The following is a 12,741-nucleotide window of genomic DNA, read 5'->3' on the forward strand; positions in this document are numbered from 1 at the left end:
CGCCTGACTATCTAAACTCCCAACACACTAGCAAAACGCCATAACCGGGAAGCCCATGGACCTACACCACCGCAACAACGTCAGTGTGATGGGCCACGGCACCTCGACCCTGGTGTTTTCCCATGGTTTCGGCTGCAACCAGGCGATGTGGAACGACCTGGCACCGCAATTCTTCGAGCGCTTCCGGGTGGTCACGTATGACCTGGTCGGCGCCGGGCTCTCGGACCTGAGTGCGTTCGACAAGGCCAAATACAGCACGTTGGACGGCTATGCCCGTGACCTGAACGAGCTGATCGACGCCTTTGCCGTCGGCCCGGTGATTCTGGTCAGCCATTCGGTCAGCGCGATGATCGGCACCCTCGCCGACCGCCAGGTGCCCGGGCGTATCGCCGCCCATGTGATGATCGGGCCTTCCCCGCGCTATATCGATGACGTCGGTTATATCGGCGGCTTCACGCGCAGCGACATCGACGACCTGCTCGACACCCTCGACAGCAATTACCTCGGTTGGTCCAGCACCATGGCGCCGGTCATCATGGGGGCACCCGGGCAACCGGCGCTGAGCGAGGAACTGACCGACAGTTTCTGCCGCACCGAACCGGAGATCGCCAAGCAATTTGCGCGGGTCACTTTCCTGTCGGATAACCGCCAGGACGTGGCCGGCCTCACCACCCCGGTGCTGATCCTGCAATCGAGCGATGACCTGATCGCCCCGGTCGCCGTGGGCGAATACCTGCACAGCGTGTTGCCCAACAGCACCTATTGCCTGGTCGATAACGTCGGTCATTGCCCGCACATGAGCGCGCCGCAGGCATGTGCGGCGGCCATGGAGGCGTTCCTGGCGCCATGGGCGGTCGCCGATGCCGGCTGACCTGTTCGACAGCGCCGCCTGTGCCCTGGCCGTCACGGCCGAAGACGGCACGATCCTGCAGGCCAACGCCCGCTTCAGCGACTGGCTGGGGTTCAGCGCCGCCGAGCTGTGCGGCCGGCGCTTCCAGGACCTGCTGACCATGGGCGGGCGGATCTTCCACCAGACCCACCTGGCGCCCATGCTGCGCATGCGCGGCAGCGTCACCGAAGTGAAGCTCGACATGCTGCACCGTGACGGGCACAAGGTGACCGTGCTGCTCAATGGCCTCAAGCGCGAACAGGCAGGCGGCGTGGTGCATGACCTGGCACTGTTCGGCACCACCGACCGCGACAAGTACGAGCGCGAGTTGCTCAACGCGCGCAACCTGGCCGAGGCGCTGCTGCAGGAAAAAACCGCCACCGAATTGGCCCTCAAAAATGCCCAGGCCGAGTTGAGCGAGGCGTATGCCATTGCCCAGCGTCGTGCCTTGTTTGCCGAGCAAATGGTCGCAATCGTCAGCCATGATCTGAAAAACCCGCTGACGGCCATTCGCATGGCGTCAGACTTTCTCAATCGGGGCGAGCGTACCGCCAAGGAGCGCCAGTTGCTGGGGCATATCGCCCAGTCCTCCGAGCGTGCGCAACGCATGATCGCCGACCTGCTGGACTTCACCCAGGCCCGGGTCGGCCACGGCATCACCATCAAGGCCGCGCCACTGGATTTGCATGCGGTGATTCATCGCGCCGTGGACGAACTGCGCGTGGCCTTCCCCAAGGCCACGCTGGAGCACACCACCGAAGGCAACGGCGACGCCTGCCTGGATGCCGACCGCGTGCAACAGATCATCGGTAACCTGGTGGCCAACAGCGTGGCATATGGCGACCTGCTGCAGCCGATCACCATCACCTCACGCCTGGGCGACAGCGGCTGCGAAGTGTCGGTGCACAACCACGGCGCGGCCATCCCGCAAACGTTGCTGGCCGGGCTGTTCGAACCCATGACCCGAGGCACCGACCAAGGCAGTGATGTGCGCAGCGTGGGCCTTGGCCTGTACATCGTGCGCGAACTGGCCAGGGTGCACGGTGGCGACGTGGCCGTAAGCTCCTGCGCCACCCAGGGCACCACCTTTACCGTGACGTTCTAGAAACCGCAGGCAGTGCCCTGCATGATCGGCTCCACGCGGCCGGTCAATATCACGCCGCCCTGCCCGTCCCATTGCACGGTGACGCTGCCACCGTCGCACTGCACCTCGACGCGATCGTCCAGCAACCCACGCCGGATGCCGTTGACCACCGCCCCGCAGCAGCACGACCCCGAGCCCAGCGGCACGCCGCCGCCACGTTCCCAGATGCGCAGGCGGATGCGACCTCGGTCGAGTACCTGCACGAAATGCACGTTGGTCTTGGCCGGGAACAGCGGGTGAACTTCCAACGCTGGGCCGCGTGCCGCGACGTCGACCGCGTGAATGTCCTCCACGAAAAACGTGAGGTGCGGGTTGCCCATGCTGCACGCGGCCGGGTCGCCGTCGATGGGCAGCAGACGGGTGTCCAGCGCTTCGGCCAGGGGGACGGCCGCCCAGTCCAGGGAAGGCTGGCCCATGTCCACCGAGACGCGCTGCCCGCTGGCACGCTCGCAGGTCAGCAGGCCGCGGTCGGTACGCAATACGATGGTGTCGGTGCCGGCTTCGTGCATCAAGCGGTCGGCCACGCCACGGGTGGCGCTGCCGCAGGTCGCCAGGGGCGTGCCGTTGGGGTTCCAGAACTTGATGCGCGCGGCGGCGTCGTCACAGTCGAGCACTACGGCCAGCTGGTTGAATCCGATGCCGGTGTGGCGGTCGCCGAGCGTGCGTGCGACCTGCGCGGTGATGGGGTCGTGCAGGCCACGGCGGTCGATAATGATGAAGTCGTCGCCATGGGCGTGCATCTTCACAAACGGCAAGGTCATGGGCGCTCCTGTGGGCGAGCTGAACGGGAGCCTAAGCATACGGCAGTTTCATCCCGGCGGATTCGGTCGCGTGCTAGCGTATTTTGGTGCCAATCCTGCCGAGCTCTTCATGAACAAAATCGCCTTTGCCCTGGCTGCTGTGCTGGCTGCGTTTTCCAATGCGGCCCTGGCCGCTGACCTGTGCCAGCCCGCCGCCAACCCGACGAACAAGGCCTTGCTGGCCGCCGCCGAACGCCATCTGGGCGACCAGCCCCATCCGCTGGTCCACCTGCACACCGAAGGCACCCTGCCCCATCAAGGGATTCGTGAGCAGAGCATTGCAGCGGAAAAGGATTGGCCGATCCTGCGCCAGGCGGCCCTGGCCTGGCGTTTGAGCGGTGATGCGCGATACCTCCAGCAAGTCGACGACTACCTCGCGGCCTGGGCCGAGGTGTACCAGCCGGACTTTAACCCGATCGACGAAACCAACCTCGACATGCTGATCCATGCCTACGCGCTGACGGCCGATCACCTGCGCCCGCAGACCCGCGACGCCGCCCGCCAGTTGATCAGCCGCCTGGGCAACGGCTACATCGCGCATATCCAGCAGTTTCACGGGCAGAAAAAAGGTACCCAGACCAACAACTGGCAGAGCCATCGCGTCAAATTGGTGACCGTGGCCGCCGCCGCGCTGGGCGACCGGGCGATGCTTGAGCAGGCCCATCAACTGTTCAAGCAGCAGATTGCCGATAACGTGCTGCCTGACGGTTCGGTGACCGACTTCCAGGACCGCGACGCCTTGCATTACGTGGTCTACGACCTGGAACCCCTTGTGCAAGCTGCGCTGGCGGCCAAGCCCTACGGCATCGGCGGCGACTGGCTCACCCTCAACGCCAACGGCGCATCACTGGGCGCCGCCCTGGATTGGCTGGTGCCCTATGCCACCGGGCAACGCAGCCACGAGGAATTCGTGCACACCCACGTGCCATTCGACACAGCCCGCGCCAAGGTCGGTGAAGTCGGCTACGCCGGTACCTGGCAGCCCAAGAGCAGCGCCACGCTGTTCTGGCTGGCGGCGCAGCTGGACCCGCGTTATCTGCCGGTGGCCAAACACTTGGCAGACCACCCCGTCGATTGGATCAACACCTGCTATTTGAAATAACCTGTTGTAGTGAGCGGGCTTGCCCCGCGCGGCGGTGTGTCAGATACACATGACGTACCTGACACACCGCCGCGCGGGGCAAGCCCGCTCACTACAAACCGCGTTAGGGAGATGGGTTAGAGCACGGTGCCCATGGCCTTGATCAGCACGGGGTCGCGTCCATAGATGTCGGGCGCGTAGACCAGCCCGCCGTCGCGATTGACCTCCACCGTCCAGTACCCCAGCAACACCGGCACCGGCGTGGCCAGCCGGAACTCGTGGGTCAGGCCGGTGGCCAGCAGTTCATCGGTGCGCGTACGTTCGGCCGGGCTCACCAGCAGGTCACGCAGCAGCAGCGGTTGCTCGACCCGCACACAGCCTGAACTGAACGCCCGTGGGCCTTTGGTAAACAGCGGCTGGCTGGGCGTGTCATGCAGGTACACCGAGTACGGGTTGGGAAAGCGCATCACGATCTTGCCCAGCGGGTTGCGCGGGCCGGCGTCCTGGCGCAGGAGGATGTTGCCGGGCCGGGACCAGTCCACCTGGTCCGGCATCAGTGGGTGGCCTTGGGCGTCGAGCACCTGCAGGTTTTGCTGGCGCAGGTATTCGGGGTTGAGGCGGATGGCCGGGAGTTTGTCCTCGCGCATGATGGTCGGCGGAATGGTCCAGGTGGGGTTGAGGGTCAGCCGGGTGATGCGCGACTTGAGCAGCGGCGTCTGGCGTTCGGCGCGGCCGACTTGCAGGCGCGTTTGCCACACGGGAATGCCGCTCTGATAGACGCTCAGTTGCGCTGCGGCGACGTTGACCACCACCCCTTCGGGCTCCAGGTCCTGGGCCAGCCAGCGGAAACGTTCGAGGTTGATGCGCAGTTGGTCGCGGCGGATCGCCGGGCTGATGTTGAGTTCGGCCACGGTGCCGGCACCAATCACGCCATCAGCTTGCAACGAGTGGCTGAGCTGGAACGCCTTGACCGCCTTGACCAGGTCATCACGGTATTGCTTGCCGCTCGGTGCCTTGGCCAGGTAGCCGCCACTGATCAGCCGCCGCGCCAATTCCGGCACGCGGGGGTCTTCCATACCGGGGCGCAGTAACGGGCCGGTGGCCACCGGGTCCCAGTGCGGCAATGGTTGCTGGCGCACGGCGGAATAGGCATTGCGCAGGCTGCGGTAAAGATCGGCACTGGGGCGCGCCTGGTCGAAGGCTTGGGCCATGTCTTGCAGGCCGGTGGCGGCGAAGGCGAGCACTTCGGTGTTGGCGTCGCGGGCAGGCGGTTGGGAATGCCACAACGGCTCGAAACGCGATTGCTGAAGACGCCCGTAATGCAAGTCCTGCAGGGCTTGCAGGTACTGCTGGCTGGTGCCGATATCCGTGCACAGCACGTTGGCCGTGGCATCCGCCGTGGGCAGGCTATAGTGGGATGGGTCCAGGCCGTCATCCGCCAGCATCAGCAACTGAGCGTGCAACGCTTGGCGGCGCTCGGCCTCGGTCCACAACGGCGCATCGCCCTGCTGCTGGTAGAACGCTTGCAGGCGCAGTTGGGCGGCCGGGTCGATGTGCGGGGCAAGGTCGGGGCAAACGCTGGGCAACTGGGCGAGTGCCTGTTGCACCGGGCTCACCGACAGCACGGGCACAGGGGCCAATGGCACCTCGTCAGCTGTCGCGACCAGTGGTGCAACGAGCAGGCAAATGCTCAAGTAACATGCGTGTTTTTTGAACACTTGGCTTCACTCCAATCCGCAGCGGGGGGATGTACTGCAGATGCTGACTTTTATGTACCGGTTAGGCCCGATCACCCTGGGTCTGATTTCCATGAGCCTGGCTGTATTGAGCAATTCTGCGCTCGCCGCCAATGGCAACCCTCCTACCTTGTATAGCAGCCTCGCGCGCTCGGCTCCAGAACTCAATCCCACGGTGCTTAAAAGCGCCCTGAGCGCAGTGCAATGTGCGGTCAATAACGGCGAGGAACGCTCCGAGCGACTCGCCGTCATTGACTACTCCCAGCCCTCGACCGCCCGTCGGCTGTGGATCTTCGACCTGCGCAAGAAGACCCTGGTACTGCGTGACCTGGTGGCCCACGGTGCCAAATCCGGGGAAAACTTCGCCACCCAGTTCTCCAACCGCGAAGGCAGCCACCAATCCAGCCTGGGCTTGTTCCGCACCCAGGAAAGTTACCTGGGCACCCATGGCTACTCGTTGCGCATGGACGGCCTGGAACCGGGCTTCAATGACCAGGCCCGCGACCGCGCCCTGGTGATTCACGCCGCCGACTACGTCAACCCGGCCTGGAGCAAGCGCGAAGGCCGCATCGGCCGCAGCCAGGGTTGCCCGGCCGTGCGCCCGCAGGTGGCCCGCCAGGTGGTAGACAAGCTCAAGGATGGGCAATTCATGTTTTCGTGGTACCCGGACCAGCGCTGGCTGAAGTCTTCGACCTATCTGAACTGCAAGCCCCAACAGGTGGCGAGTAGTCGTACAATCCGTGGCGGATAGCCTGTCTCCCTATATAAAAGACAGAAAAAAGAGAGCGTCGAATGCTTCTACATAAATCCACCTGGATCGAGATCGGGCAGTTTCTGGAACGCAGCCGCACGGTGGTGGTGCCCATCGGGTCCAACGAGCAACACGGCCCCACCGGCCTGCTGGGCACCGACTGGATGTGCCCGGAAATCATCGCCCATGAGGCGCAGAACAGCGCCGATATTCTGATCGCGCCGACCTTCAACATCGGCATGGCCCAGCACCACCTGGGTTTCCCCGGCACCATTTCCCTGCGCCCTTCCACCTTTATCGCCGCGATTGGCGACTGGGTGCGTTCGCTGGCCGGGCATGGTTTCGAGAAGATTCTGTTTCTGAACGGCCACGGCGGCAATATCGCCACGATCGAAGCAGCGTTTTCCGAGCTGTACGCCGAAGCGAGTTTCGCCCGCCGCCCGGCCGGTTTCGCGCTCAAGCTGGTGAACTGGTGGGACCTGGAAGGCGTCAACGACCTGGCCCAGCGCCAGTTCCCGGTGGGTCACGGCAGCCATGCCACCCCGTCGGAAATCGCGGTGACGCAATGGGCCTACCCGGAGTCGATCAAGACCGCCGAGTATTCACCGCAAATCGCCAACACCGGGCCGATTCGCGAAGCGCTGGACTTTCGCGCACGCTTCCCCGACGGGCGCATGGGCTCGGACCCGGCGTTGGCGACGGTGGATAAAGGCGGTGAGTTGGTGGCGTTGGCTGCTCAAGGGCTGATCAAAACGGTTAACAACTTCAGCAACGAAGCCAAACCCTAGCCTTGCACATCCCCAAATGTGGGAGCGGGCTTGCTCGCGAAGGCGGTGTATCAGTCAGTGATTTTCTATCTGACATACCGCTTTCGCGAGCAAGCCCGCTCCCACAGGGGATTGTGAGTTATTTGCAGTCTTGTGCGACCTGCTCCAGGCGCGACGGCGTGATGGTCGACGCCAGCGGCTTGCGCTCGTACAGGAACACCTTGGTGCCGTCCTGGGACTTGTAGGCTTCCAGCACGTCATCCGCCGCGATCTTGCTGGTGAGCACCACTTTGGCGTGGCGCGAATTCTGGGTCACGGTGGAGGTGATGCCATGTTTCTCAAGCTTGGGCAGCACGCACTGCAGATAACCTTCGGTGGTCTTGGCCGACTGCAGGGTCAGCGTCGGTGCATTCGGGGCAGACACACAACCGGCCAGCAACAGTGAAGCAGAGGCCATGGCCGGGACGAAAAAAGAGCGCATAGAGCATCCTGAATAGATAAAAAGGGTCAGTCGCATCAGCCGGCGCGGACCAGGGCTTTAAGCGACGCATCAAACTGTTTCAAGGCATCGAGCTGAACGTCACGCTGCTGCTCGATCTGGGCGGCAATCTCGGGCGCCGCCTTGTCATGCACCCACACCGACGGCACCTGTTTGCGCACCGAACCTTCGGCCTTGGCGATGTATTGCAGGTTCGCGTCATAGAACCGCGCAACAAAACGCGCCTCGACCTGATCGTTACGCTGGGTCAACAGTTGGTTATGGGTATCGAGCATCACCACCACATCGGGATGAGCCTGCACCAGTTCGTCGAGGCTGCTATAGACAGTCACCGAGAGAAAAGTGCCCTGCAGCGAGCTCATCAACCAATCAATGGCCAGTTCCGGGTCGGAGCTGTTGACGAACGCCTGGCGGATGCGCCCATCGAGGGCATCCTTGGCGCCGTTCAAGGCCATGGTGTGGTAACGCTCAAGGTAGCTGAGGTTGTCGAGGGTGTTTTCGGTGTACAACACACCCACCGACTGCGCGCGTTGCAGGGAGTCTACGCTACCGTCGATCGGTAGCAAATGGCCTGTACGCAGATCATCGGCAATCGCCGGGTTGGTCAGCACCACGGCGCTCACCATCAGCATCATCAAACCCAGTTGGATAAAAGTCCTCATCGCGCGATCTCCTTGAGCGGCGTCTCGATGGGGCAATTGTCCACTAATGGCACAAAAACAGAACTTGCGATCCTTGATGGTGACTATCATTTGAACCGATAGTGTCGCGTAGCCCGACCTCACTATAACGATAAGGACCCGCCATGAAGCCCCACCAGAAAACCTTCGACCGCATCCGCGAAGCCGTCTTGCCGGAGTTTCGTGAGCGGGTCGCCGATTACCTGGTCGAGTATGAAAGCGTGCTGCAGGACGAAACCGCCGACGCCGACCAGGCCTTCGCCAGTGCCCAGCAACTGCGCGGTTACCTGCGTGGCTTGAACACCATGCGGGTATTGGGCATGGCCGACTGGGAAGACCTGGACCGCCGCGTGGCCCAGGAATGGCTATAACCGCTACAGTGCGGGTCGCTGCAGGTTGACCCAGGCCTGCACAGAGGGTCGCTGCCACTGGCGGTGCGCGTAGTCCACCAGTTCGGCCGGCACCGGGTCACCGTTGAGGATCAGCCGATTGAGCATCACCGCCAGGTCCACGTCGGCAATCGACCACTCGCCGAACAGGTACTCGGCGTTACCCGCCAGCAGCGCCTGCGCCGCCGCTATCAACTTGCGGGCAGCGACTTGGGCCACGGGTGACAGCGGTGGCATCGTCTGCCCGTAGAACACCACCAGCGTCGAGCGCTCCTGGCGAATCGGCAGCAAGTCGCTGCGCAACCACGCCTGCACCTGGCGCGCCCTCGCCCGCAGGTGCAGGTCAGTCGGGTAGACCGGCACGTCGGGATAGGCCTCTTCCAAGTATTCGCAGATCGCCGACGACTCCGACAGCGCAAAGTTGCCGTCCTCAAGGGTTGGCACGCGCTGGGTCAGGGACAGCTGGGCAAAATCCGCCGCCTGGTTCTGCGCGGCGTCCAGGTCCAGGGTCACCGTTTCAAACGCCAGGCCTTTTTCCAGCAGGGTGACAAACACCGACATCGCGTAGGGGCTGGTGAATTGGGCATCAACGTACAGGCGCAGCGGGGCTTGGCTCATGGCGGAACTCCTTGGTTGAAAGCCCACGCTACGAGATCGGCGACTAGAATGACAATGCAGGGTTTTTATGGGGGCATTCCTGGCGGGAATAGCGGCGTTAATGGCAATATTATGGCTATCGGCCACTGTGGCGATTCGCCTCTCCTCTCGTGGTGCTCAAGGAATGAGTTTTCAAGGAATGATCAGCACATGAAACAAGCGGTTGTGGTCATCCACGGCATCGGCGAACAGCGCCCGATGGACACCTTGCGCGGCTTCGTGGAAGCGATGATCCCCGCCGACACGCCCGACGGCACGCCCTTCTACTGGAGCAAGCCGGACCGACTGTCACGCAACTTCGACCTGCGTGTATTGAAGTCATCGGGCCGCACCACCACGGACTTCTACGAGTATTACTGGGCCCACAAGATGCAGGGCACCAAGGTCGGGCACCTGCTGGGCTGGCTGTGGGACATCTTCAAACGCCCACGCCGCGACATTCCCGACGCCATCGTGCCGATCTGGCGCACCACGCGCTGGACGGTGATGCTGTTCCTGTTGCTGGTGGCCACCGGCACCCTGGCCACCGCCTGGGGCAAGTTCGAACACCACGACAACCCTTTCGCCCTGGTTCCGCTGCTGATGGGCGCCATCGGCCTGGGCCTGCGCTATTCGGCGCTGTCATACCTGGGCGACGCCGCCCGCTACCTCAGCCCCAACCCGCAGAACGTGGTGGTGCGCGAACAGATCCGCGCCGACGGCGTAGCGTTGTTGCGCGCCTTGCACAACAAGGGCGACTACGACCGCATCATCGTGGTCGGCCACAGCCTGGGCAGCGTGATTGCCTACGACATCGTCGGCTACCTGTGGCATGAACATCACGACCAACTGACCAAGGTGATCCCCAGCAACCGCGAGTTGGCCGAGCGATACGCCGACAACGAACCGCTGCAACCGGTGATCAACGACACCCTGCACGCCGCTGGCACCGCATTGGATGGCAGCCTGGGCAGCCTCTTCAGGTTTCGCGAACAGCAGGCCCAGGCGTTCATCGAACAGCGCAGCCTGGGCAACCCCTGGCGCATCACCGACCTGGTCACGGTCGGCAGCCCGATGGCCCACGCCAGCCTGTTGCTCGGCCGCAGCGTGAGTGATTTCAAGCAGCGTATGGAGCGCCGCGAAGCCCCCGCCTGCCCGCCCACTGAAGACACTAAGGGCTACGGCTACAACGCGCGCCAGGCGGTGATGCTCGGGCAAAAGCCGTTCACCCCGCAGTACCTGCACCACGCAGCGGCCTTTGCGGTGACGCGCTGGACCAACCTCTACTTCCCGGCGCCTTTGGGCTTGTTCGGCGACATTGTCAGCGGCCCGGTGAGCCCGGTGATGGGCGCCGGTGTGCTGGACCTGCCGGTGACCGTGGGCAAATGGAAAGGCTGGCTCGCCCGCTCCTGGCTCAGCCACACCCACTACTGGAGCGAGCGCGGTGGCGCCAAGGGGTATCTTGCCAACCTCACTACCCAGGCCAACGCGATCAGCCACGGCCCGCGCCCTTCGGCCACCGAGGCCCTGCGCTGGGCCGTCGACCTCAAGGGCCTGCGGCGCTTTCGTCCCGCCGGCGCCAAGGAAATCCAGGTGCCTGTCGAGGCTTAACCCGCGAAACCACCGGCGTCGAGAAACACACGCTCCTCCTCGGTGGTGGGCCTGGCCAGCACGTCATTGCGATGGGGAAACCGCCCGAACCGCTCGATGATGTCGGCGTGCTCCTTGGCCCAGTGGAAGGTGTTGGCGTCCAGGTGCTGGTTGAGGGCGACCGAACGTTGCTGGTCGGCCTTGTCTTCGGAGTGTTCGAACGGCAAATAACAGAACGCGCGCAGCGACGGCTCGACCTGTTGATCCAGGCCGGCGTCCACCATCCGCCGTGCGTACAGGCGGGCCAACGGGTCGGTGGCAAACATGTGCGCCGTGCCGCGAAACGCATTGCGCGGGTACTGGTCCAGCAGGATCAGCAACGCCAGTGCGCCCTGCGCCGTCTCCAGCCAGCCTTCCAGTTCACGCCGCGCCGCTTGCACGTGGGTGGTGTAGAAGGTGTCGCGAAACGTCGCGTCAAACGCCTCATCCTTGGCAAACCAGCGCTTGGGCCCCGCCTGTGTCCAGAATTCCAGCACCGCTTGGGCAGACTGTCCGTTCGTGTTCATCCTCAATCCCCTGTTCAACCGCAGATTTCATCATAGGCGCGTGCCGAATCCATTAACGTTCCCCGGTGCCTGAAGCATTTCAGCACCCGGAGCCGTTCCTGCGTCGGAGCGGTCGCGCCATTGCCTTGATAGGGTTTACCTGATGATCCACCGTCTTGCCCAGGTTTTCAGTGATTCGAACAGCCAGGTCCGTGGCAAATTATTCGGCATCTACGGCGTGCTGATCGCCCTCAACGTAGGCGCCTGGCTCTGGGCACTGGTGGCGTTTCATGCGCACCCGGTGTTGTTAGGCACCGCCCTGCTCGCCTACAGCTTCGGCCTGCGCCACGCGGTAGACGCCGACCACATCGCCGCCATCGACAACGCCACCCGCAAGCTGATGCAAGAGCAAAAACGCCCGGTGGCGGTAGGGTTCTTTTTCTCCCTGGGGCATTCTTCGGTGGTGGTGCTGGCGTCTATCGCCGTGGCCTTTACGGCGGCGACCCTCAAGGATCATTTCGAAGCGTTCAAGGCCGTGGGTGGTGTGATCGGCACCTCGGTCTCGGCGCTGTTTTTGCTGGTGATCGCGCTGATGAACCTGGTGATCCTGCGCTCGATCTACCAGGCCTGGCGCCATGTGCGCCAGGGTGGCGCGTACGTAGAGGATGACTTCAACCTGCTGCTGGCCGACCGGGGGTTCATGGCGCGGATCTTTCGCCCGTTGTTCCGCCTGATCAGCCGCAGCTGGCACCTTTACCCGCTGGGGTTCCTGTTTGGCCTGGGGTTTGACACCGCCACCGAAATCGCCTTGCTGGGCATCTCCGCCACGCAGGCGGCGCAAGGGTTGTCGCCGTGGTCGATCATGGTGTTCCCGCTGCTGTTCAGCGCCGGCATGTCCCTGGTGGACACCCTGGACGGGCACCTGATGCTGGGGGCTTATGGCTGGGCGTACATGAAGCCGATCCGCAAGATTTACTACAACATGAGCATTACCCTGGTGTCGGTGGTGGTGGCCGTGGTCATCGGCAGCATCGAGGCGCTGGGGCTGATCTCGGACCAGTTGGAACTCAAGGGTGGCTTCTGGGCGTTTATCGGCAGCCTGAATGACAGCTTCGGGCTGCTTGGGTACATCATCATCGGGATTTTTGTGGTGAGCTGGGGGGCATCGGTGTTGCTGTATCGGCTCAAGCGGTATGACCAGCTTGAGACCCGTCACCCTTTGTGATGCGGTGCC

14 protein-coding genes are annotated in these 12,741 nt (G+C 63.4%); 8 read left to right on the forward strand and 6 right to left on the reverse strand.

The genetic code is table 11. The features are described from left to right. Window positions 1-55: 55 nt before the first annotated feature. Together M2394_RS24080 and M2394_RS24085 are read left to right on the forward strand one after the other, a co-directional pair. Window positions 56-871 (forward strand): alpha/beta fold hydrolase, encoded by an 816-nt coding sequence (locus tag M2394_RS24080; RefSeq protein WP_259174825.1) that lies wholly within the window; start codon window positions 56-58, stop codon window positions 869-871. Continuing rightward, on the forward strand, window positions 861-1,994 hold the full coding sequence (locus M2394_RS24085; RefSeq protein WP_259174826.1) for a PAS domain-containing sensor histidine kinase: 1,134 nt from the start codon (window positions 861-863) through the stop codon (window positions 1,992-1,994). The genes M2394_RS24080 and M2394_RS24085 overlap by 11 nt, the downstream gene beginning before the upstream one ends. Here the strand turns inward: M2394_RS24085 and dapF are convergent. After that, window positions 1,991-2,794 carry a diaminopimelate epimerase gene (gene dapF, locus M2394_RS24090; RefSeq protein WP_259174827.1) on the reverse strand — a complete coding sequence of 268 codons (804 nt, stop codon included), beginning with the start codon at window positions 2,792-2,794 and terminating at the stop codon, window positions 1,991-1,993. The two genes, M2394_RS24085 and dapF, sit on opposite strands and share 4 nt — an antisense overlap. Before the next feature lie 109 nt (window positions 2,795-2,903). On the opposite strand from dapF, the gene M2394_RS24095 reads away from it, so the two are divergent. Beyond that, window positions 2,904-3,935 carry an alginate lyase family protein gene (locus M2394_RS24095; RefSeq protein ID WP_259174828.1) on the forward strand — a complete coding sequence of 344 codons (1,032 nt, stop codon included), beginning with the start codon at window positions 2,904-2,906 and terminating at the stop codon, window positions 3,933-3,935. Window positions 3,936-4,051: 116 nt separating this feature from the next. On the opposite strand, the gene M2394_RS24100 is transcribed toward M2394_RS24095, so the two are convergent. Continuing rightward, window positions 4,052-5,632, reverse strand: coding sequence for a murein L,D-transpeptidase (locus tag M2394_RS24100; RefSeq protein ID WP_178922208.1), 1,581 nt, complete (start codon window positions 5,630-5,632; stop codon window positions 4,052-4,054). Window positions 5,633-5,672: 40 nt separating this feature from the next. Here M2394_RS24100 and M2394_RS24105 point away from each other — a divergent pair, with 40 nt between their 5' ends. Continuing rightward, the gene (locus tag M2394_RS24105; RefSeq protein ID WP_178922210.1) at window positions 5,673-6,401 is read left to right on the forward strand and encodes a murein L,D-transpeptidase catalytic domain family protein; all 729 of its coding nucleotides are present in this window, start codon (window positions 5,673-5,675) and stop codon (window positions 6,399-6,401) included. 41 nt (window positions 6,402-6,442) lie between these two features. Next, complete coding sequence (locus M2394_RS24110; protein ID WP_178922212.1) at window positions 6,443-7,189, forward strand: creatininase family protein; 747 nt, start codon at window positions 6,443-6,445, stop codon at window positions 7,187-7,189. Between the two features lie 118 nt (window positions 7,190-7,307). Here the strand turns inward: M2394_RS24110 and M2394_RS24115 are convergent, their stop codons facing one another. Both M2394_RS24115 and M2394_RS24120 read right to left on the reverse strand, forming a co-directional pair. Beyond that, window positions 7,308-7,649, reverse strand: coding sequence for a hypothetical protein (locus M2394_RS24115; RefSeq protein ID WP_178922213.1), 342 nt, complete (start codon window positions 7,647-7,649; stop codon window positions 7,308-7,310). A gap of 35 nt (window positions 7,650-7,684) precedes the next feature. Next, window positions 7,685-8,329, reverse strand: a complete 645-nt coding sequence (locus M2394_RS24120) for an ATPase (RefSeq protein WP_178922214.1) — start codon at window positions 8,327-8,329, stop codon at window positions 7,685-7,687. Window positions 8,330-8,472: 143 nt separating this feature from the next. On the opposite strand from M2394_RS24120, the gene M2394_RS24125 reads away from it, so the two are divergent. Beyond that, a complete protein-coding gene (locus tag M2394_RS24125) occupies window positions 8,473-8,718 on the forward strand; it encodes a hypothetical protein (protein ID WP_178922215.1) in 246 nt (81 codons plus the stop codon). Window positions 8,719-8,721: 3 nt separating this feature from the next. Here M2394_RS24125 and yfcF read toward each other — a convergent pair whose 3' ends face one another. Beyond that, a complete protein-coding gene (yfcF, locus tag M2394_RS24130; protein ID WP_259174829.1) occupies window positions 8,722-9,354 on the reverse strand; it encodes a glutathione transferase in 633 nt (210 codons plus the stop codon). A 189-nt stretch (window positions 9,355-9,543) separates the two neighbouring features. On the opposite strand from yfcF, the gene M2394_RS24135 reads away from it, so the two are divergent. Continuing rightward, complete coding sequence (locus M2394_RS24135; RefSeq protein ID WP_259174830.1) at window positions 9,544-10,983, forward strand: lipase family protein; 1,440 nt, start codon at window positions 9,544-9,546, stop codon at window positions 10,981-10,983. On the opposite strand, the gene M2394_RS24140 is transcribed toward M2394_RS24135, so the two are convergent. After that, complete coding sequence (locus M2394_RS24140) at window positions 10,980-11,528, reverse strand: DUF924 family protein (RefSeq protein WP_259174831.1); 549 nt, start codon at window positions 11,526-11,528, stop codon at window positions 10,980-10,982. The two genes, M2394_RS24135 and M2394_RS24140, sit on opposite strands and share 4 nt — an antisense overlap. A 142-nt stretch (window positions 11,529-11,670) precedes the next feature. On the opposite strand from M2394_RS24140, the gene M2394_RS24145 reads away from it, so the two are divergent. After that, the gene (locus M2394_RS24145; protein WP_259174832.1) at window positions 11,671-12,732 is read left to right on the forward strand and encodes a HoxN/HupN/NixA family nickel/cobalt transporter; all 1,062 of its coding nucleotides are present in this window, start codon (window positions 11,671-11,673) and stop codon (window positions 12,730-12,732) included. The last annotated feature ends 9 nt before the right edge of the window (window positions 12,733-12,741 follow it).

The sequence above is a fragment of the Pseudomonas sp. BIGb0164 genome, assembly GCF_024810135.1.
Classification (GTDB): Bacteria; Pseudomonadota; Gammaproteobacteria; order Pseudomonadales; family Pseudomonadaceae; genus Aquipseudomonas.

Excerpts from the sequence above, each read along its gene's own strand:
- dapF (WP_259174827.1), bottom strand. The coding sequence starts at position 2,794 with ATGACCTTGCCGTTTGTGAAGATGCACGCCCATGGCGACGACTTCATC.
- yfcF (WP_259174829.1), bottom strand. The coding sequence starts at position 9,354 with ATGAGCCAAGCCCCGCTGCGCCTGTACGTTGATGCCCAATTCACCAGC.
- M2394_RS24145 (WP_259174832.1), top strand. The coding sequence starts at position 11,671 with ATGATCCACCGTCTTGCCCAGGTTTTCAGTGATTCGAACAGCCAGGTC.
- M2394_RS24115 (WP_178922213.1), bottom strand. The coding sequence starts at position 7,649 with ATGCGCTCTTTTTTCGTCCCGGCCATGGCCTCTGCTTCACTGTTGCTG.
- M2394_RS24140 (WP_259174831.1), bottom strand. The coding sequence starts at position 11,528 with ATGAACACGAACGGACAGTCTGCCCAAGCGGTGCTGGAATTCTGGACA.
- M2394_RS24080 (WP_259174825.1), top strand. The coding sequence starts at position 56 with ATGGACCTACACCACCGCAACAACGTCAGTGTGATGGGCCACGGCACC.
- M2394_RS24085 (WP_259174826.1), top strand. The coding sequence starts at position 861 with ATGCCGGCTGACCTGTTCGACAGCGCCGCCTGTGCCCTGGCCGTCACG.
- M2394_RS24120 (WP_178922214.1), bottom strand. The coding sequence starts at position 8,329 with ATGAGGACTTTTATCCAACTGGGTTTGATGATGCTGATGGTGAGCGCC.
- M2394_RS24105 (WP_178922210.1), top strand. The coding sequence starts at position 5,673 with ATGCTGACTTTTATGTACCGGTTAGGCCCGATCACCCTGGGTCTGATT.
- M2394_RS24095 (WP_259174828.1), top strand. The coding sequence starts at position 2,904 with ATGAACAAAATCGCCTTTGCCCTGGCTGCTGTGCTGGCTGCGTTTTCC.
- M2394_RS24110 (WP_178922212.1), top strand. The coding sequence starts at position 6,443 with ATGCTTCTACATAAATCCACCTGGATCGAGATCGGGCAGTTTCTGGAA.
- M2394_RS24135 (WP_259174830.1), top strand. The coding sequence starts at position 9,544 with ATGAAACAAGCGGTTGTGGTCATCCACGGCATCGGCGAACAGCGCCCG.
- M2394_RS24125 (WP_178922215.1), top strand. The coding sequence starts at position 8,473 with ATGAAGCCCCACCAGAAAACCTTCGACCGCATCCGCGAAGCCGTCTTG.